We start from the raw sequence: 17,691 nt of genomic DNA on the forward strand, positions 1-17,691 counted from the left end.
ATCGCAGCTTCAAGGATTACGACGACATCCTTGATGCCTGCACATCGGCCTGGAAGCACTTTATTGCCGATGTGGAGCGGGTGATGTCACTTTGTAGCCGAGATTGGATAAAACTGACCTAATGTTTAATCCGATTGGTATAACCACCACAGGACCCAGACCATGAAAAATCTGACCGAAGCCCAGCTGATGGGCTTTCGCGGCGCGATGGTGCCACCCACCCGCCGCAAGTACCACGTAGACGCCGCCCCGTCCGCCGAGCAAAAGCGGATGGCCAAGACCAAGGCCGCCACCCGCCGTGCCATCGAGGAGTATCACGAACGGCGCACCCTGCGACTGGAAATGGAGATGTAGCCATGACCAACGAAACCGCACTGCTCGCTCTGCTGGAGAGCCAGGAGGCCGAGGCCAACGCCAAGGCCGAGTGGATCGCCGAGTGGATCGCGGCCAACCGTCCCCTGCTACTGGCCGGGGAACTCGATACCGACCTGTCCACCCTGCTGGCCGAGGTGAACCACGACCAGGGCCTGCAGCTCAACCAGGCGATGTTCCTGCTGATGACCGAGGGCGATCCTGCCCCGCTGATGCAGCTCACCAGGCAGCTGATGGACGCCGTCCTGGCCGCCCTGGCCCAGGCCGCCTGGCGCAGTCACCTCGCCGCCCTGCACGACGCCATGAGCGAGGAGCAATGGGAGCAGTACCAACACAGGAGCGCAGCATGAACGCCATCGCCGATACCTCCGCCGCGCACCCGCTTGGCCGGGTGTTCGGCCTCTCCAACGAGGAGTACCACGCTGGCCCCGGGGTCAGCAAAAGCCAGCTCGACCAGATAGCCGAGAGTCCGGCCACCTATATCTGGGCCAAGAATGCCCCGGTAGATGAGGAGAAGCTCAAGGCCTTCGACATGGGCAGCGCCATCCACTGCCTGCTGCTGGAGCCCGACGAGTTCAAAGACCGCTTCATCATCGCCCCACCGTTCAACCGCCGCACCAACGCCGGCAAGGCAGAAGAGGCTGAGTTCCTAGCCAACTGCGCAGAGCTGGGCAAGACGGTGATGGATGCCGAGGAGGGACGCAAGCTCTACCTGATGCGCGACAGCGTGATGGCCCACCCGGACGCACGCTGGCTGCTGGAGCAGGAAGGGCACAGCGAGGCCTCCTTCTACTGGATTGACCCCCAGACCCAGGAGCTGTGCCGGATCCGTCCCGACCGCCACCTGAGCAATCACCCCATCATGATCGACGTGAAGTCGGTGGACGATATGGGGCGCTTCGAGCGCCATGTCGAGGACTTCCGCTACCACGTGCAGGATGCCATGTACTCCGAAGGCTTCCACCGGGTGATGGGCGAGGAGCCGGAATTCGTCTTTCTGGCGGTCAGCACCAGCGTGAACTGTGGCCGCTACCCAGTACGGGTGCGGCCCCTCCCCGACGACTGGAAGGATGCGGGCAAGGACCTGTTCCGCCGCGATCTCCAGCGCTTCCACGACTGCCGGGTCAACAACGACTGGCACGACTTCAAACCCCTCCAGCGCCCAGCCTGGGCGACAAGGAAAGCAGCATGAGCAACATCACCAGCCTCAAACAGCAGGCGGCCGATAACTTCGCCGCCCAGTTCCCCATTCTTGTCCAGCGAGGCATCGACGAGCCGACCTGGAACGCCCTGTGCAACACCATTTACCCGGGAGCCAACCCCGATTCGGTGGTCATGGCCATCGACTACTGTAAGGCGCGCGGCCTGGATATTCTGCTCAAGCCGGTCCACCTCGTCCCCATGCAGGTGACTGATGCCCGCTCCAAGGAGAAAGTCTGGCGGGATGTACCTATGCCCGGGATCGGCATGTACCGGATCCAGGCCGATCGCTCCGGCAACTACGCGGGGGCCGACGAACCCGTGTTCGGACCGGATGTGACCGAGGAGTTCCAAGACCCCTACAACCAAAGCGCCAAGATCAAGGTCACCTACCCGCAATGGTGCAAATACACCGTCTTCAAGATGGTCAATGGCCAGCGGGTTGCCTTCCACGCCCTGGAGCGCTGGAAGGAGAACTACGCAACCCAGAGCGGAAAGACCGAGTGCCCCAACGCCATGTGGCGTAAGCGTCCGTATGCCCAGCTGGCAAAATGTTTTGACTCGGAGACTGAGGTGCTTACTTCCGAGGGGTTCCAACGATTCGCCCAAGTTACAGGTCGTATTTTGCAGGTTACCGATGCCGGACTCGAATACACCGATGCTGTACCATTCGTTCAGAGTTATGACGGCCCCATGGTCGTTGCCGATGGCACTCGCCTAAATTTCTGCGTGACGCCAAATCACGACATGATCACGAATCAGGGCAGGGTCGAGGCGGGGTTGCTTTACGAGCAAGCCACCACGGATTCTGATAAATGGAGCATTCCTCGCACAGTTTTGGGAAACCGTGGAGACGCACCATTTTCAGATTCCCTGCTGGCTCTGGTTGGGTATTTGCTGGCGGATGGTTCACATACCGGCTATCACCAGTACCGCATCGCCGTATCGCGCCCATACAAGGTGCTCGCACTTGATTCACTCAAGTTGCACATGCGAAAGACAATAAAACGGGATGCAGGCCGGATCAGCGGTGGTGATCGTCCCATAACTACGACCAGTAACAAACAGTCATTCACATATGACGCAGCGCTGGTCAACGGCATCATGTGCCACGACAAATCTGTAAGCCCTGAGTGGGCGCTAAGTCTTTCGGTGCGCCAAGCGCGGATTGTCGTTGATGCCCTTTTGGAGTTCGACGGATCACATAATGGTTCGGTGCGGCGGTTACACCAGTCGAACGCCAATGTCATTAAAGCCTTCGAGGTGCTGGCCGTGCAAGCTGGCTACTCGATAAGCGTTGCTGCTGTTCAAAATAGCGACCTTGGCCAATGTAGCCGGTTCACACTCTCGGAAACCATCAGCTCTCCGGTGGTAAAGGGCGTTGAGAAGAACCGCGCCTCACTAACCATTCAACCAAACATAGGTGGCCAAGTATGGTGCGTCACTGTGCCATCCGGCGTCATCGTTGTTCGTCGCAAGGGGCTGTCTATGCTGTGTGGAAATTGCACAGAAGCGCAGGCGCTACGCAAGGCCTGGCCGGAGATCGGTAGCGAGCCCACCGCCGAGGAGATGGAGGGCAAGGAGATCATCATCAACGAGATCCCAGGTAGCCAACCGCAGCATGGCGCACCGGCAAAGAGCCGCACCCTGGATGCCATCCGCGGCCAGAGCACCGAATCGGTCACCCTGGAGCATGAGCAGATGGCCGAACCCGCCCAGGCGGACCACGCCAACGCCTACGCCGACCACTGCGCCGCCATCGAGGGGGCATGTGATACCACCGAATGGCAGCAGGCCTACACCACCGCTTGGACCTGGGCCAACGAAACCGGCGACCAGAACATCATCGCAGGTATCAAGCAGATCGCCGGCGAGCGCAAGAAGCAACTCAGTGCCGGGAACGGCGCCCAGCAATAACTCATCAGGCCCGCTCACTGCGGGCCTTTTCAATCCTAAGGACCCGTCATGACCGAACAAGCCAAGACCGACACCGCCCAGACCCATCTGGTTGTGATCGAACCCACTACCGCCGTCGCCCTGTTCACCGAGGGCCAGGGCGTGGCTGAACTGCTGGCCGACATCCGCCAGAAGGCAACCAGCCTGGTACCCGACATCACCACCCCCAAGGGGCGCAAGGAGATCGCCAGCGTCGCCCATGCCGTTGCCCGCACCAAGACCTACCTGGACGGGCTCGGCAAAGAGCTGACCGACCAGTACAAGGAGATCCCCAAGCGCATCGACGCCAACCGCAAAACCCTGCGCGACACCCTGGACACCTTGAAAGACGAGGTGCGCGCCCCGCTCACCCAGTACGAAGCGGCAGAGGAGGCCCGGGTGGCAGCACTGCAATCCCGACTGGCCCGCCTCAATGAACTGGGATCCTCTGCCAGCATCGAGATCGCCGCCGCCAACCTGCAGGCCATGCTGCAGGAGGCCGAGCAGAACCCCCTGGACGACACCTGGCAAGAGCTGCTGCCCCAGGCGACCGTAGCCAAGGAGCTCGCCGCCAAGCGCCTCGGCGAGGCCCTGGCAGCCCGCCAGAAGTACGAAGCCGAGCAGGCAGAGCTGGAGCAGCTGCGCCAGAAGCAGGCCGAACAGGATCGCATAGACCGCGAGCGCCTGATAGCCGAGCAGGCGGCGGAGCAAGCCCGCCTTCAGGAAGAGAATCGCCAGCGCTTGGAGCGTGAAGCCGCCCAGCACCGCGAGCAGGAGGCACAGCGCCAAGCCCAGGCCGCCCGTGAACGTGAAGAACAAGCCCGGCGCGATGCCGAAGCCGCCGAGCTGGCCCGCCAGCAGGCCGAAGCCAACGCCGCACACCAGGCGGAAGAGGCTGCCGCCCGCGCCGCAGAACAAGAGCGTCAGCGCATCGCCGACGAGCAGCGCCAGAAAGCCGCAGAGGATGCTGCGCGCGCCGCCGATATGGAGCACCGCCGCACCATCAACAACGCCATCCTGATGGACCTGATGGGCTTGGGGATCGATGAGGGGAAAGCCATCAACCTCATCAAGCACATCGCCAGCAACAAGATCGAGCACCTATCCATCAACTACTGATCACCCGCCCCGCTGCCAACGGGGCTTTTGCTCTCCCAGAGGACCAACCATGACCGAACAAACCACCGGCATCACAGCCGGAGAGGTGGCCAATGCCGCTGCCGCCGCCATTCTGGCCCAGATTGACCTGCTGGCCAGCACCACTAATGACACAACCCGAGCCGCTCTGCAGGGCCTGCGGGCTCTGGTAATCAGCAACTCCGAGGCCATAATCACGGCCTCCAACTGCATGATTGATAGCGAGAATGCACTCTATGATCGCCTTAGTGCTGCCAACCTCGAACTCGATGGCGAGCGCAATCAGCACAACGAACTCAAGATCCAGAGCTCCCGCCTGATTGCAGCCCGACGACAGGACGAGGACAAGGTACGCAAGATAGAAGTAGCAAGCGCCCAGGTGGCGACCCAGCGTGATGCCTATAAGCGCGATGCTGACGAGTGGCACCGCGCAAAGCCAGAGATGAAGAAGCTGCGCGAGCGCATCAAGCGCCTGGAAGACTCAGGCGCCAAGCGCGAAACAGAGCTCAACGAACTGAAAATGAAACTCCAGCGCACCGAAAGCCTGCTCATGCGTGCTACCAGGTCTGTGCTGCAAGCCAAGGATGCGATCACGAACACCCAGCACCGGATGATGCTGGAAGGGCTGCAAGTGGAAAAGATCATCGAGGCTGCTGGCATCCATTACTACCTATACCGGCGCCCGTGCGTGGTGGCTGAAACATTCAAGCCTACAGGTGACGAGCTGATAAGTCGTGATCACATGTATATCTACCGGGTTGAAACATCTGCTGGGTATCACTGGGATGCGGTGCCGCTGCAAAGCGGAGATGTAGGCCTGGTTAAGCAAAAGGCCATGCCGAAAGAGGTCAAGAAGTACCTGTTCGAGCAATACAAAGAAAGCTGCCTGTTTGACGTTGGTGGGGCGACGCTCAAAAACGCCGAGCTGACCAAGGACATGGACGCGCTGTCTGCTGCGCTGGCAGAACTGGACGCCATCGACCACAGTCTGACCCCGCTCAAGGTGAAAGACAGTCTCAAGCAGACACGAGCGCGTAAACTGGTGGGGCTCGCCGGGAGAAAAGCGGCATGAAAATCGACATCCACAGCACCAGCCGCAAGTACCGGGTGATCTACGCGGATCCGGCTTGGCAATTCAAATCGAAGAAGTCAGGCGGCTCAATGAAAAGCGGGGCTGCGCAGGTGTACAGCGTCACATCGATAGAGGACATGAAGGCGCTGCCAGTGGCGAGGCTGGCAGACGACAACTGCATGCTGGTCATGTGGTGGGTAGGCAGCATGCCACAAGAGGCCATCGACCTGTGCCAAGCCTGGGGATTCCGGATCATGACCATGACCGGCTTGGTGTGGGAGAAGCGCACCGTAAACGACAACCCCCACTTCGGTATGGGGTGGGCAACCCGGGCCGGTGCGGAGTGCGCCCTGATCGGCATCAAGGGCAAAGTCAGCAACCTGGTAGTAAACAAGGCGGTGCGCTCGGTCATTCGAGCCAAGGTGGGGCGCCACAGCGAAAAGCCGCACGAGTGCCGAGAGGCGATCGAGAAACTGTGCGGTGATGTCCCACGCATCGAGCTCTTTGCCCGCTCTGCAGCCCCAGGCTGGGATTGCTGGGGCAATGAATCCCCATCACTACCAGAGCAGTCCGCAGCCTGATACCCCCAACCCATCCAACGCTATCCCCACAGGAACGGTGGGTATGTCGAGGACCCCCATGAAAGCCACGGAAAACCCCTACTGCGGTGCAGTAGTCATCGGGTTGGGCGTCGTCATGCCCGATCCCAAGCAGCCCGGCAAGTTCATCCTGCCCGGCGGCATCACCTGCGACCGGCAAACTGCCGAGGCCGCAGCCAAGAAGATCCACGACCTGCAGGCCAAGAAAGCCCGCAACTAACCGACCAAAGGACCCAGACCATGTGGTTTAAAAACCTTCAAGTTTACCGCTTCACCCGCCCGTTCGAGTTGACCGACGAACAGCTGGAAAACCAACTGGAGGCGTGTGCCTTCACCCCCTGCGGCAGCCAGGATATTTCCCGCTTTGGCTGGACCCGCCCCTTCGGCAAGCTCGGCCACACCCTGATCCATGCCGCCAACGGCCAGATCCTGCTGTGCGCCCGCCGCGAGGACAAGATCCTGCCGACCGACGTCATCAAGGAACAACTGGCAGAGAAAGTCGGGGTAATCGAGTTCGAGCAGGGGCGCACCCTCAAGAAGAAAGAGAAGGAGGCTCTCAAGGAGGAGCTGCTTCACACCCTGCTGCCCCGGGCATTCAGCCGCACCAGCCAGACCTTAGCCTGGATCAACCCGGCAGACGGCCTGCTGATGGTCGATGCCTCCTCCGCCAAGAAGGCGGACGACGTGCTGGCCCTGCTGCGCAAGTCCATCGGCTCCCTGCCGGTGGTGCCGGTGGCGCTCAAGAACCCGCCCGAGATCACCATGACCGAGTGGCTGCAGGAGGGCAATCTGCCCGCCGCCTTCACGCTGGAGGATGAATCCGAGCTGCGCAGCGCCCAGCAGCATGGCGGCATCGCCCGCTTCAAACAGCAAGACCTGATGACCGACGAGGTAAAAAACCACCTCGCCAACGACAAGCTGGTCACCAAGTTGGCCCTGAACTGGGGTGAGCGCCTCAGCTTCGTGCTGGGTGATGACCTCTCCATCAAGCGCCTCAAGTTCAGCGAGGAGCTGCGCGAGCAGAACGACGACATCACCAGCGAGGATCCGGTTGCCCGCATGGACGCCGACTTTGCACTGGTGACCGGCGAGCTCTCCCAGTTCATCCCGGCCCTGTTTAATGCCCTGGGTGGTGAGGAGGCTCCGCTATGACCGACATCACCATTACCGACACCAAAGAGGTCTGGGTGGTTTACACCAACACCGACCTCGCCGAGGGGCGTGGGTATCAGTACCCGATCCACGTCTGCGGATCAGCAACCACCGCCGCACGCATGGCGACACGCAAGGGCGTCCAGGGGAGCGACGCCAACGTCAGCAAGGAGATCGCCGTGAAGGTGCGAGGCAGTTGGCTGGCGCCGGTGAGCATCATCGAGCCCAACGATGCAGATCGCCGCGCTGACGCGCTCAACGCCGAGCGCCTGCGGGTGATGGACAAGGCCCGGGCCGCCGGCCTGACGGACGACGAAATCAGAATGCTGGGGGATGTATGAGCGAACAACAACGCATAACAGAGCTACTGCGAGATCTACACGGATACATCGGCGCCTCGATACCGCAGACCATTTCCGAACACTACCGGGGTTGCGACCTGCTTGATCGTATCGATGCTGTGTTGGCGGGCAAGCTGCCAGACCATATTGCTGACGTCAGCAATATGGTCGCGCCGGAAGGCTGGCAGTTGGTGCCGGTGGAGGCGACCATGGCAATGATCAGTGCAGCAACAGCGGCGACTACCGGGTTTGGCACCCGCGCACAACGGGATGCCATGCTCGCAGCCGCACCAAAGCACCAAGGAGGTGAGCCGTGCGATTCCGCGAGCCTATCATTCAGCCCGGCCTGACCCGCACCGAAGCAGAAGAGACCCGCGCCAGATACCTCCGCATCAACCCCGGCGCCCGGGTCACCATCGACAGCCAACCCGATAACCCCCAGCTCAAGACCCTGATAGCCCACCTCCCAGTCCTGCCGTTCAGGCAAGTCATGGATCCCGGCTTTATCGGGTACCGGGGCTGGCGGGCATAACCATCTCTCTTGACGTCACCGCGCTGACTGGGCAATACTGGTCCCGCACTGGCAAAATCCAGTGCTGGGATTAGCCTCCCATCAGCAACAAAGCGCACAACACGCGCCCGCGTGTTTTTTTGTGTGCGGCCCAGTAGTACCTGTCAGTTATGGCGGGCTGGGTGGGAGCTCTTCGGAGCGCCGGTTTACTTTGTTGCCCGGTAAGGCTAATCCCGCTCAGTTCGCCACCAGAGTTAGCCTTTCCGGTGGCGTCTCCCAAATCTTTGGAGATCGCAACATGAACACCTCAATATCTATCAACGCCCCTATCAATGTCCCGTTTCGCGGTAACAACCTCTATCTGGTCGAGCACCAAGGCAATCCCTATGTCCCGATGAAGCCTGTGGTTGAAGGCATGGGGCTGGATTGGAAAACGCAGCACCGAAAAATGACCGCCAAGTTCAATAGCTGCATGGTCGAAATGACCACGCAGCTCCCCGGCGATACCCAAAATCGTGCAGTAACCTGCCTCCCACTCCGTAAGCTTCCAGCGTGGCTCTACTCTGTTCAGCCTGGCAAGGTCTCACCCGAGATCCGCGAGAAGGTGGTGGCCTATCAGGAAGAGTGTGACGAGGTGCTGTGGCAATACTGGACCAAAGGGAAAGTAGATCGTCAGTCGGTAGCTGAAGAACAACACAAGCTGCCTTCGACCTACATCGAGGCGCTGGAGAACTTGATTGCCAGCGAAAAAGAGAAAGAGCAGATCCAACTCCAGCGCGATGAAGCGATCCGCACCAAGGCTTGCATCTCCAGCAGTCGAGAGGCATCTGTAATGGCCAAGCTGGGCCACACCAAGCGGGAGGTTGAGGCGCTCAAAGAGCAGTTGGGGGTTGGCGCCAAGCACAAGAGCGTCAAGGGCGCAGGGCTGGAGCAGTTCTATATCGATGAGAGTGGCAACCGCCGCCAGACAGCCAACCGGCTCAAGAAGATTGCGCTGGAGATGGGATTGGCTGGCGACATCATCGACATTGAAGACCCCAACTACGGTACGGTGAAAGCCTACCCCGTCAGCGTGATCGAGCGCTTCAAGCTGGAGGTGGCTGCATGAACACCGAGCGGATCAAGGATGCCATCAAAGCACTAGGCGACTACCTCGAAACAGTTGACCTCTCTCCCATCGAGAGACACACCATTGAGAGCCAGTTGCTTACCCTCAGAGATCTTGCCGCAGCCGCATAGCCGCGCAGCAAACCCTGATAGCTAAACCCCAGCCGTCTTGCTGGGGTTTTTGTTGGCACCACGATCCGCTACGGAATTAGCGGCCCTTCCTTCAACTCAATCGGCGCCCCATCCTCTGGGACAGGAGGGCCACGCCATGCAGCAACTTCAACTGACCATCGACCAGGACAGCCAGCTTCTCAACGAGCTGGTCAGCGCCGTGCGCTCCCCCACCCTTTCCCGATCGGCCAAGCTCGCCGAGATCGGCCGCATCCTGGCGCACTTCGACCTGCCCATCGAAGCGCCCCGGGTTGCCGGCCAGCTCTGGAGCGCCACCGAGCTGGGCAAGGAGCTGGGGGTCAGCGCCCAGGCCATTGGCCGGCTGGCCAACCAGCACCAACTCAAACGCCCGGCGTTCGGGGAGTACCGCCTTGACCAGGCGGTCAGCAGCAGGAAGCAGGTGGAATGCTTCCTCTACAACCGAGCAGGCCGGGATGAAATCACCAGACTGACGAGGACCAACAACCATGGGAACAGCAGCAGACCCGGCGCAAAGCCACATTCAGGGCCAGCTCATCATAATGAGAATGCCTGACGCCATCCCGCTCAGCACCTACCTGAGCACCATCGAGCTCACCGACCGGGACACCATCAACAAGCGGATCCAGCGCGGGATATGGCAGTTGGGGGTTCACATCGTCAACGTGGACGGGGTAAAGGAGCGTTGGGTCAACATCGCGGAGGTAACCAAGTGGGCAATGAAAAACAGCTCCCACGCGGCGTAACGGTCCGCGGGGAGACGATCAACATCACCTTCACGTTCAAGGGGGTTCGCTGTCGTGAGCCCCTGTCCAACTTGCCGAACACCACCGCCAACGTGCGCTACGCCTCCCGCCTGCTCGGGGAGATCCAGGGCAAGATAGAGCGGGGTCAATTCGCCTACGCCGACTACTTCCCGAAATCCAAGAAGCTGCGGATGTTCGGCGGCGCCTCGATCGCCGCCAAGGTGGCCGACTACCTGGACGAGTACCTGCAGCGTTGTGAGCTCCGGGGGCTGAGCCCATCCACGATGGTTGGGTACCGCAAATGCCACAAGGCGCTGGCCGATCTGCACGGGATCACCGTCTCGGAGCTGACCCCCGCCCAGGTGAAAAACTGGCTGATCAGGGGAGGCACTACCGCGAAGACGGCCCGCAACCGGCTGTCGTTCCTGCGCAGCGCCATCGACGAGGCTGTCACGGATGGTTTGCTGGCATCAAACCCTGTTTCTCTGGTGACCGTTTCCCGGTATTTGGACGGGAGTTCAGTTCCCGAACAGGGAGCCAAGGACGTTGACCCCTTCACCCCGGAGGAAGTGTCCGCCATCCTCTCGACAGCCCACGGCATCAATGAGCAGTGGGCCAACCTGTTCGCCTTCGCGTTCGCAACCGGGATGCGGCCGTCCGAGCTGTGCGCCCTTCGCTGGGAGGCCATCGACTGGATCGGTAACACCGTGCAGGTATCTCGCGCCAAAGTGGTCGGAGTCATCAAGACCACCAAGACCCGGGCCGGAACTCGCACCATCGAACTGACCGGCGAGGCGCTGGCGGCGCTGACCAGCCAGAAGCGCTTCACCTTCATGCGGGGGGAGTATGTCTTTGACGACCCCAAGCTCAACCAGCCCTGGGCCGGGGCCGACGCCATCAGGAAGAAAGCCTGGCTCTACACCCTCAAGCGGTCAGGCGTTCGCTACCGCCACCTCTACCAAACCCGCCACACCTTCGCCACCGCCAACATCAGCCGCGGCTGCAACCTGTTTTGGCTCTCCACCCAGATGGGACACAAGGGGCCAGAGATGCTGTTTCGGCACTACGGATCCTACCTTGCCGAGTACGACGGCCAGACAGCAAAAGCGCCAATCCTGATCCAAAATCCAACCGGAAAATAAAAAAGTCTTATAGTTCAATTGGTAAAGCTGCACAGTCCGGGGGTTCAAATCCCCCCAGCTCCACCAAATACCGGTCCAACAGTGACCAACGAAGTCCAAGAAACCCGCATAGCATAAGGCTTTGCGGGTTTTTTGTTGTCTTATGCTGTCCAATGGGGTGCGTTGCCATCCAGCCCTTTTAGGCATATCGTTAGGCATATCGTTTTGTATGCCTTCCGGAGCGTATGCCTATGCCTCGTATCACCCGTCCCTTATCCCCAACCGAGATCAAAGCAGCCAAGCCCAAAGAGAAGGAATACACCCTCTGCGACGGGGCTGGTCTGGAGCTCGTCATCAAGCCCAATGGCTCCAAGTTGTGGCGCCTGCGTTACTACCGCCCCCTAACTAAACAGAGAAACATGATCAGCTTTGGCTCCTGGCCGGAGATGTCGTTGGCTGAAGCGAGAGAGAAACGCTTCGAAGCCAAAACGTTGCTGCAACAAAACATCGATCCCCAACACCATCGTGATGAGCAGGCATCCGCTGCGTTATCACAGAGCGAGCACACCTTTGAAGCCGTCGCCAAGCGCTGGTTTGATGTTAAGCGCCCTTCCGTCACCCCGGCATATGCCGAGGATCTCTGGCGTTCTCTCGAAATGTACCTGTTCCCCGAGATAGGCACAGTGCCCGTTATGGAAATAAAGGCACAGCGAGCCATCAAGATCATCGAGCCCATCGCTGCTGCTGGAAAACTCGAAACCGTGCGTCGCCTCACGCAACGGGTGAACGAGATCATGACCTTTGCTGTTAACTCTGGTCTGATCGACGCCAACCCTTGCTCGGGGATCAGCAAGGTGTTTCAGCGGCCAGCCAAACAGCACATGCCCAGCATTAACCCCAACCAGTTACCAGAACTGATGAACAGGCTATCGAAGGCCAGCATCAATTTGCAGACCCGCTGCCTCATCGAATGGAGCCTGCATACCTTGGCTCGCCCCAGCGAGGCGGCCGGAGCAAGGTGGGCAGAGATCGATATGGAAAAGAAACTCTGGCGGATCCCACCAGAGAGAATGAAGAAGCGCAGAGGTCATGACGTGCCCTTGACGCCGCAGACACTTGCCTACCTGGACCTCATGCGACCGATCAGCGGCCATCGTGAATTTATCTTCCCTGGTATCCGTAATCCTAAAACGCACACCAACGAGCAAACAGCCAATGCGGCCTTGAAAAGAATGGGATATGAAGGGACCTTGGTCGCTCACGGCCTGCGAGCCTTGGGCAGCACCACCCTGAACGAGAGAGGATTTGATCGAGACGTTATAGAAGCTGCCTTGGCGCACTCTGACAAAGATGAAGTCCGTAGCGCATACAACCGCACGGATTATCTGGAACGTCGCCGAGAAATGATGGTCTGGTGGTCAGAATATATCGATGCAGCATCCAGAGTCGGTTCAGCACTGACGTGGTTGCCATCGTCAAATGTCAGCTGAGCTAAGTTTCAATAACTCAACAACGCAATAGAAAAAGGACTGGTTAGCCAGTCCTTTTGACATCAAATCAGGAATTCTTCCAACTGCCTGCCTTGCTCCAGCATGGCGGCCAACGCTTTAGGAGTGCGTCCCTGGCCGGTCCAGGTGCGCTCTTCACCATTTGCCATATAACGATACTTCGGCGGACGCGGAGCACGTTTCGTGCCATCACGTTGAGCTTTCCCGGCTGGAACGCCCTGTACGAGCTCAGTAGGGTCAATGCCAGCATCAGCCAGCATTGCTTGGAATTCGGCCAGCTTGGCCAAACGCTCGGCATCGGCTGCGCGGGTCTTTTCTATCTCAGCAACCCGCTCGTTATAAATCGAGGAGAACTTCTCATTCGCTTCTTGCAACTGTTCAAAGGAGAGCTCACGCAATGCAGCCCGCAAGCTACGAATATTCAGCAACACTTTCAGAAATTCAGTCATGATTAAGATCTCTCAATAAGGGGCACACCGTCAGCCACATGGATAGCTACTGACTCTGGTGATATAGGTCTTTCAATCTGGATCGTTCTGGTGACTGGTCTGAATAGTGAACAGCACGATTCAGGTAGTAATAACAGTGTTGAATTTTACGCTATTACACCTCATCGATGCAAATGCCATTAATTATCGTTTTAGCATTCTGTCGTCATCAGTGTCCATTTGAATTTGTTGTATTTATACGCAACACATAAAAACGAGGGGATTGGTCCCCTCGCTGTGCTTAACAGACTAGTCATCTCCGTAAATGCTACTAGAACGTTCATACAGAAGCAGCTGTTGTTTATACTACCCAAGTTTCCGGCTTCGCTTAGACGAGCTTACAGGGCATCTGGTGAACGCTAACAGCTCTTCAGGATTAATACGCTCTAAAGCGAGCAATTCTTTAATGTCAGCGATCACCTGCTGCCGCTCATGTGCTCTTACCCTCGCAGCCTCCTCTTCCTCAATGCGCTCCAGCGCTATCGCCTCGATTTCAGCATTCAGTGCTAACAAATCCTCCGATGACAATCCCTTTAATGCCGACCGTAACGATCGGGTATCTGTAAACACACTTGATGCAAGCTTCATTTGCCACCCTAATAAATCAATGCTCAGCTCGGGTCAGTTGGCTGGTACCGAAGTTTCGATAACCATCGCCGCCGCTCTTCGTATTCTTTTTACTCAGGTACGCCATACGAAATAGAAATGCGTTGAAGTTATCATCTCTATCTCGGACTGACTTGCGATCAAACCGGTACTGCGGATTATCAGGAAAATTCACTAACGTCGCGTTATCAGGATAAGGGAGGCTCAGAGCGCTGCACCACGCCTTCTGGATCCTGGTTCCCATGTTGTTAGCGTCATAGTCCCGATAGTCTCCCAAGAAGGCATAGACGTCTTTGTTAAAGAGCAGCATCAGGTGGTAATGGGGAGATGCTGAGGAGTCCTGCTCCCGACACCAGATAAAGGCCGGTAGAGATGGAGTACCACGTCGCTTCTGACGATAATGGTCCGCACGTAGCTGGCTTTTCAGGGACTCCATAAAGCGAGTAATCACTGATGGGTCAGAACGCTGTAAACAGGTTAGCGTATCAGCATCATCATCCGGTGACTCAACAGCGAAGCGCAGATCTATCCGCAGAGCATAAACGCGAGGACACCTGGCAAGGGTATCGGAAACAACATCTAGGCTACGCCTCAAATAGGTGTAATTCATGGGGCCGTAGCAGTCTTCACATTGGCTAATAAACTGCTTCATCTTGAATACCGAACGTTGTAAGTGGTTCAACATAGCTATCTCTTTATTAATTTAATTAACACTCACCTTCCTAGCGATAGGCTATAGAAGGTGAGTGAGTGTAGATGTCCCTACCCTGTATTAATGAATGCAGAGTTATGGTGCTATCGCACGATATCTATTAATGGCTTGTTTTTATTACGCAAATACATTTAACGTAACAGGTTATAATGTGGTGTGTGAGACACCATTAGTAGCGCATACGTCTCCTATAGTGTTGCATGCTTAGAGGCATGCGTATATAAGCGTAGCCATCACGTTATACTTGGTGCTAGGTAGCACAGTGTATCGGGTGGTGAGTTAATAATGAGTGATAATATTAGTATATAATACATATACCAACCAATGATGTATTTTTACACACCCGCACAAATCAAAATAGATATATGTATCATTGAATGTAAGCATCAATATGTTTAAATAATGTATGATATTGTGGCAAAGACATGCTTAAAACAACTCTTAAGTTAATTAATCTAATCGATAAATATTCACATTTCGATACTGGACCATAGAGCAGACGATACTGTTAATAAGATCCTAGGATATCTATAACTGGCACACTTAATTTTCTTATTGATGCGATGCGTGAGTCATACCTTCCAAAATATTCAGAAAGCTTATTAATATGAGTGCCATCCGGAGTGTTCAATGTCGATCGGCGAGCATAACGTGGATATTTCCTCCAAGATAAACAAATATATATAGACTGTTTCTTCTTGTAGCAAATCACATCCCCTCTAGCAATAAGAACTTCAAGCGCGTCCTCCAACTTATCCAAATTACGTACACAGTGGGGGCCACTTCGTCTGATCTCACTTTTTAAAATCAATGTTCCCTTCCAATTTTGAATTATCCATTCCAACAATTTATTAACATGAGTCATGTCCAGATACTCTCTAGCCTCAGGAGCCCTAAAAATTATCATTGCCTGATGCAAGTATATTTCAGCCAACTGTATTGCAGTTTTCATAGTGTCATAATCAACAAGCACACTACTATAGTCGTCATGTTCAAAGACATGAAGTACGGCTGCAATTCTAGAGGCTTGCTCCATGAACTTTGAACCAAAATCTCTATAGTGCTCTAGATATTCACCATCCCTTTGTTCATATTCAATGTCATTGAATTTATCAAGCCATAACTTCTTAGCCCTATCTGTCAATGCTAGGCAATGCCTAGGCTTACCTTGCAATCTATTTTCTATTCCTTCTTTTAGCAGAGTATCAACCCTTGAACTAAATCGCCCTAATTTAGCATCATCTTCTAATAATGGGTTGTCATCTCTATCTTCTCGGCGATAACCAATTTCTGATTCAGGCTCGCATAGTAGAATTCGAGCATCTAATCCTGAACTTCTCATCGCATCACCGTTTTTGACCCTGAATGCTTTGTATATATCAGGCTGGATTTGCATGCTTAAGGTCAAACGTGCACCTTCGATATGAACTTCAGTAGCGTTGGCTCTGTCTACCCGTATAGTTTGACCTGACCATAATGAGTTGAATAATGCATTATCTTTCATCAAATCACTCGAAAGCAGCGTTCCGGCTTCATCGGACACTAGTGCTAATGACGTATTTTTACCTGCTAAAATTGACTTCAGTTTTGCGACTGTTACATCTTCAGCTAAAATTCTACTAGCTATTGGTGAAGTAGGTTTACTCAAATTGTGAGTACGCCATGCCTCTATCAGGGTGGGCTGATCCTCACCCTGTTTACACATTTCATCTAATTCCTTCTTTAGCACTTTTTGCTTCATACACCACAATTCAAGATCCACCTCATACCTCTGCTGTGCATGCTCTGCCTGCTCACTCAGCCATTTCTCAAATTCACGGACTGGTTTCATCAGTATTCTATCGACCGAACTTTTTCGCTCACCGGAACCCGCTAGAATGAGAGTGTAAAGTGATGTCGGTATTTTCATCCCGCTTTTGGGGCTAATGTCTACCAGCTGCTGTGATGCGATTCCGATAACAGACAGCATCTGAGTCAAGATCATAAATTTCGGAGCCTTTGTTCTATAGGCTACGACATCCAGTGGATCCCAAAGGGACTGGTCTAGCCTCTCGATGACATCTTCAATTGCTCTGTACTGATTCATAGCTAACCTCCATCTATTGACTGTTTTTTGACCTAGTTTTAATCCATTGGTGGATCTCACTCTGACGCCAGCCTATGGCTGATACCCCAAGCTTAACCGCCCTCGGAAAGCTGGGGTCATGCCGAGGAGACTTGGCATTGAGCTTGTCGTAAATGCTTGATCTCGATAGGCTAATCATCTCCTTGAGCTCACGCATTCTAATGAAGCGATCTATTGTCTCTGACATTACGTGATGTCCTTCTAGCGCCTGATTGAATGAGCTCGCATTATGGCTAGCCTATCGGGTAACGTCAGGGGGGCAAACTACGGCTACAAAAGGTAAATCATGAAAAAACATCGTTTCGCAGCACTTATCTACTCTGTAGAAAAAACTCTTGGACTCAGAAGCAAGGCCCGCCCAACCGAGGAAGCCAACAAAGCTAGCTTTGATTCGCATCGTAAAGAATTACAAACAAAAACAAACCCAAATGACCCCACTAGAAGACTAGAGAAGATATTCAAGCTGCTGCATATTGGTTGCGATTTGCCACCCAAAATGGATGTAAATCATTTCGATATAATAGAAAGCGTGTACTACGCTCTTGCTAGACAGCCTAATGTTCTTGATGTCCTCTACGAGGACCCCATCCAAAACTATATTGGCAACGCATTAATTCCTTTAATTTGCGTCGACATTTTTATTTTTAAAAGTTATTCAAATGAAAGTAAGTATTCACCGGAACAGTATTGACACAGGAAAAATGAGACGATCGTCTCTTGATCCCACTTTCCTGCTTGCTTGATCCTGCTCCTTAGATACGCTCCCCCCATGAGCAAAAACACCATGCATTCCGCGGGAATGCCCACCA

Annotated in this window: 23 protein-coding genes and 1 pseudogene; 20 read left to right on the top strand and 4 right to left on the bottom strand. The window is 55.5% G+C overall.

Features of this window, described 5'->3' with window-relative positions:
* From J9889_RS24080 to J9889_RS10900, 19 genes and pseudogenes are all read left to right on the top strand, one after another.
* Nucleotides 1-122 (top strand): annotated as a pseudogene (locus J9889_RS24080) (IS630 family transposase); the annotation flags it as partial.
* Nucleotides 123-162: 40 nt separating this feature from the next.
* Complete coding sequence (locus tag J9889_RS10820; protein ID WP_210556666.1) at nucleotides 163-354, top strand: hypothetical protein; 192 nt, start codon at nucleotides 163-165, stop codon at nucleotides 352-354.
* A gap of 2 nt (nucleotides 355-356) precedes the next feature.
* Nucleotides 357-722, top strand: a complete 366-nt coding sequence (locus J9889_RS10825) for a hypothetical protein (protein WP_171269029.1) — start codon at nucleotides 357-359, stop codon at nucleotides 720-722.
* Nucleotides 719-1,564 (top strand): PD-(D/E)XK nuclease-like domain-containing protein, encoded by an 846-nt coding sequence (locus J9889_RS10830; RefSeq protein ID WP_210556668.1) that lies wholly within the window; start codon nucleotides 719-721, stop codon nucleotides 1,562-1,564. The genes J9889_RS10825 and J9889_RS10830 overlap by 4 nt, the downstream gene beginning before the upstream one ends.
* The gene (locus J9889_RS10835) at nucleotides 1,561-3,489 is read left to right on the top strand and encodes a recombinase RecT (protein ID WP_210556670.1); all 1,929 of its coding nucleotides are present in this window, start codon (nucleotides 1,561-1,563) and stop codon (nucleotides 3,487-3,489) included. Before J9889_RS10830 ends, J9889_RS10835 begins: the two co-directional genes overlap by 4 nt.
* Before the next feature lie 48 nt (nucleotides 3,490-3,537).
* The gene (locus tag J9889_RS10840; RefSeq protein ID WP_210556671.1) at nucleotides 3,538-4,626 is read left to right on the top strand and encodes a hypothetical protein; all 1,089 of its coding nucleotides are present in this window, start codon (nucleotides 3,538-3,540) and stop codon (nucleotides 4,624-4,626) included.
* Between the two features lie 49 nt (nucleotides 4,627-4,675).
* On the top strand, nucleotides 4,676-5,716 hold the full coding sequence (locus J9889_RS10845) for a hypothetical protein (protein ID WP_210556673.1): 1,041 nt from the start codon (nucleotides 4,676-4,678) through the stop codon (nucleotides 5,714-5,716).
* Nucleotides 5,713-6,297: an MT-A70 family methyltransferase gene (locus tag J9889_RS10850; RefSeq protein ID WP_210556675.1), complete on the top strand. Its 585-nt coding sequence runs from the start codon at nucleotides 5,713-5,715 to the stop codon at nucleotides 6,295-6,297. The genes J9889_RS10845 and J9889_RS10850 overlap by 4 nt, the downstream gene beginning before the upstream one ends.
* 58 nt (nucleotides 6,298-6,355) lie before the next feature.
* Nucleotides 6,356-6,535 (top strand): hypothetical protein, encoded by a 180-nt coding sequence (locus tag J9889_RS10855; RefSeq protein ID WP_109422291.1) that lies wholly within the window; start codon nucleotides 6,356-6,358, stop codon nucleotides 6,533-6,535.
* A gap of 20 nt (nucleotides 6,536-6,555) precedes the next feature.
* Nucleotides 6,556-7,467, top strand: a complete 912-nt coding sequence (gene rdgC / locus J9889_RS10860; RefSeq protein WP_210556677.1) for a recombination-associated protein RdgC — start codon at nucleotides 6,556-6,558, stop codon at nucleotides 7,465-7,467.
* A complete protein-coding gene (locus J9889_RS10865) occupies nucleotides 7,464-7,808 on the top strand; it encodes a hypothetical protein (protein WP_171269035.1) in 345 nt (114 codons plus the stop codon). Before rdgC ends, J9889_RS10865 begins: the two co-directional genes overlap by 4 nt.
* Entirely contained in the window at nucleotides 7,805-8,158 is a 354-nt protein-coding gene (locus J9889_RS10870; RefSeq protein ID WP_210556679.1) for a hypothetical protein, read from the top strand. Before J9889_RS10865 ends, J9889_RS10870 begins: the two co-directional genes overlap by 4 nt.
* The gene (locus J9889_RS10875) at nucleotides 8,122-8,340 is read left to right on the top strand and encodes a hypothetical protein (protein ID WP_042027561.1); all 219 of its coding nucleotides are present in this window, start codon (nucleotides 8,122-8,124) and stop codon (nucleotides 8,338-8,340) included. The genes J9889_RS10870 and J9889_RS10875 overlap by 37 nt, the downstream gene beginning before the upstream one ends.
* A gap of 277 nt (nucleotides 8,341-8,617) precedes the next feature.
* Complete coding sequence (locus J9889_RS10880) at nucleotides 8,618-9,427, top strand: phage antirepressor N-terminal domain-containing protein (protein ID WP_210556680.1); 810 nt, start codon at nucleotides 8,618-8,620, stop codon at nucleotides 9,425-9,427.
* Entirely contained in the window at nucleotides 9,424-9,558 is a 135-nt protein-coding gene (locus J9889_RS24510) for a hypothetical protein (RefSeq protein WP_282597945.1), read from the top strand. The genes J9889_RS10880 and J9889_RS24510 overlap by 4 nt, the downstream gene beginning before the upstream one ends.
* A 136-nt stretch (nucleotides 9,559-9,694) precedes the next feature.
* The gene (locus tag J9889_RS10885) at nucleotides 9,695-10,132 is read left to right on the top strand and encodes a hypothetical protein (RefSeq protein ID WP_111873678.1); all 438 of its coding nucleotides are present in this window, start codon (nucleotides 9,695-9,697) and stop codon (nucleotides 10,130-10,132) included.
* Entirely contained in the window at nucleotides 10,125-10,322 is a 198-nt protein-coding gene (locus tag J9889_RS10890) for a hypothetical protein (protein ID WP_042642185.1), read from the top strand. The genes J9889_RS10885 and J9889_RS10890 overlap by 8 nt, the downstream gene beginning before the upstream one ends.
* On the top strand, nucleotides 10,289-11,464 hold the full coding sequence (locus J9889_RS10895) for a site-specific integrase (protein ID WP_143237260.1): 1,176 nt from the start codon (nucleotides 10,289-10,291) through the stop codon (nucleotides 11,462-11,464). Before J9889_RS10890 ends, J9889_RS10895 begins: the two co-directional genes overlap by 34 nt.
* 230 nt (nucleotides 11,465-11,694) lie before the next feature.
* Entirely contained in the window at nucleotides 11,695-12,933 is a 1,239-nt protein-coding gene (locus J9889_RS10900; RefSeq protein ID WP_210556682.1) for an integrase domain-containing protein, read from the top strand.
* A 62-nt stretch (nucleotides 12,934-12,995) separates the two neighbouring features.
* On the opposite strand, the gene J9889_RS10905 is transcribed toward J9889_RS10900, so the two are convergent.
* The 4 genes from J9889_RS10905 to J9889_RS10920 all read right to left on the bottom strand — a co-directional run bounded on the left by J9889_RS10905 (nucleotide 12,996) and on the right by J9889_RS10920 (nucleotide 17,069).
* Nucleotides 12,996-13,400 (bottom strand): H-NS family nucleoid-associated regulatory protein, encoded by a 405-nt coding sequence (locus J9889_RS10905; RefSeq protein ID WP_010673971.1) that lies wholly within the window; start codon nucleotides 13,398-13,400, stop codon nucleotides 12,996-12,998.
* 643 nt (nucleotides 13,401-14,043) lie between these two features.
* Nucleotides 14,044-14,730 carry an inovirus Gp2 family protein gene (locus J9889_RS10910; protein WP_185367401.1) on the bottom strand — a complete coding sequence of 229 codons (687 nt, stop codon included), beginning with the start codon at nucleotides 14,728-14,730 and terminating at the stop codon, nucleotides 14,044-14,046.
* A gap of 535 nt (nucleotides 14,731-15,265) precedes the next feature.
* Nucleotides 15,266-16,843, bottom strand: a complete 1,578-nt coding sequence (locus tag J9889_RS10915; protein ID WP_210556684.1) for a YfjI family protein — start codon at nucleotides 16,841-16,843, stop codon at nucleotides 15,266-15,268.
* A 13-nt stretch (nucleotides 16,844-16,856) separates the two neighbouring features.
* Nucleotides 16,857-17,069 (bottom strand): AlpA family phage regulatory protein, encoded by a 213-nt coding sequence (locus tag J9889_RS10920; RefSeq protein ID WP_052815957.1) that lies wholly within the window; start codon nucleotides 17,067-17,069, stop codon nucleotides 16,857-16,859.
* 99 nt (nucleotides 17,070-17,168) lie between these two features.
* On the opposite strand from J9889_RS10920, the gene J9889_RS10925 reads away from it, so the two are divergent.
* Nucleotides 17,169-17,573: a hypothetical protein gene (locus J9889_RS10925; protein ID WP_210556686.1), complete on the top strand. Its 405-nt coding sequence runs from the start codon at nucleotides 17,169-17,171 to the stop codon at nucleotides 17,571-17,573.
* The last annotated feature ends 118 nt before the right edge of the window (nucleotides 17,574-17,691 follow it).

Source organism: Aeromonas sp. PrichA-15, from assembly GCF_017939245.1.
Lineage (GTDB): Bacteria > Pseudomonadota > Gammaproteobacteria > Enterobacterales > Aeromonadaceae > Aeromonas > Aeromonas caviae.

What these genes read in the sequence shown, in the direction of transcription:
- J9889_RS10820 (WP_210556666.1), top strand. Translation starts at nt 163, where the DNA reads ATGAAAAATCTGACCGAAGCCCAGCTGATGGGCTTTCGCGGCGCGATG.
- J9889_RS10825 (WP_171269029.1), top strand. Translation starts at nt 357, where the DNA reads ATGACCAACGAAACCGCACTGCTCGCTCTGCTGGAGAGCCAGGAGGCC.
- J9889_RS10830 (WP_210556668.1), top strand. Translation starts at nt 719, where the DNA reads ATGAACGCCATCGCCGATACCTCCGCCGCGCACCCGCTTGGCCGGGTG.
- J9889_RS10835 (WP_210556670.1), top strand. Translation starts at nt 1,561, where the DNA reads ATGAGCAACATCACCAGCCTCAAACAGCAGGCGGCCGATAACTTCGCC.
- J9889_RS10840 (WP_210556671.1), top strand. Translation starts at nt 3,538, where the DNA reads ATGACCGAACAAGCCAAGACCGACACCGCCCAGACCCATCTGGTTGTG.
- J9889_RS10845 (WP_210556673.1), top strand. Translation starts at nt 4,676, where the DNA reads ATGACCGAACAAACCACCGGCATCACAGCCGGAGAGGTGGCCAATGCC.
- J9889_RS10850 (WP_210556675.1), top strand. Translation starts at nt 5,713, where the DNA reads ATGAAAATCGACATCCACAGCACCAGCCGCAAGTACCGGGTGATCTAC.
- J9889_RS10855 (WP_109422291.1), top strand. Translation starts at nt 6,356, where the DNA reads ATGAAAGCCACGGAAAACCCCTACTGCGGTGCAGTAGTCATCGGGTTG.
- rdgC (WP_210556677.1), top strand. Translation starts at nt 6,556, where the DNA reads ATGTGGTTTAAAAACCTTCAAGTTTACCGCTTCACCCGCCCGTTCGAG.
- J9889_RS10865 (WP_171269035.1), top strand. Translation starts at nt 7,464, where the DNA reads ATGACCGACATCACCATTACCGACACCAAAGAGGTCTGGGTGGTTTAC.
- J9889_RS10870 (WP_210556679.1), top strand. Translation starts at nt 7,805, where the DNA reads ATGAGCGAACAACAACGCATAACAGAGCTACTGCGAGATCTACACGGA.
- J9889_RS10880 (WP_210556680.1), top strand. Translation starts at nt 8,618, where the DNA reads ATGAACACCTCAATATCTATCAACGCCCCTATCAATGTCCCGTTTCGC.
- J9889_RS24510 (WP_282597945.1), top strand. Translation starts at nt 9,424, where the DNA reads ATGAACACCGAGCGGATCAAGGATGCCATCAAAGCACTAGGCGACTAC.
- J9889_RS10885 (WP_111873678.1), top strand. Translation starts at nt 9,695, where the DNA reads ATGCAGCAACTTCAACTGACCATCGACCAGGACAGCCAGCTTCTCAAC.
- J9889_RS10890 (WP_042642185.1), top strand. Translation starts at nt 10,125, where the DNA reads ATGCCTGACGCCATCCCGCTCAGCACCTACCTGAGCACCATCGAGCTC.
- J9889_RS10900 (WP_210556682.1), top strand. Translation starts at nt 11,695, where the DNA reads ATGCCTCGTATCACCCGTCCCTTATCCCCAACCGAGATCAAAGCAGCC.
- J9889_RS10905 (WP_010673971.1), bottom strand. Translation starts at nt 13,400, where the DNA reads ATGACTGAATTTCTGAAAGTGTTGCTGAATATTCGTAGCTTGCGGGCT.
- J9889_RS10910 (WP_185367401.1), bottom strand. Translation starts at nt 14,730, where the DNA reads ATGTTGAACCACTTACAACGTTCGGTATTCAAGATGAAGCAGTTTATT.
- J9889_RS10915 (WP_210556684.1), bottom strand. Translation starts at nt 16,843, where the DNA reads ATGAATCAGTACAGAGCAATTGAAGATGTCATCGAGAGGCTAGACCAG.
- J9889_RS10920 (WP_052815957.1), bottom strand. Translation starts at nt 17,069, where the DNA reads ATGTCAGAGACAATAGATCGCTTCATTAGAATGCGTGAGCTCAAGGAG.
- J9889_RS10925 (WP_210556686.1), top strand. Translation starts at nt 17,169, where the DNA reads ATGAAAAAACATCGTTTCGCAGCACTTATCTACTCTGTAGAAAAAACT.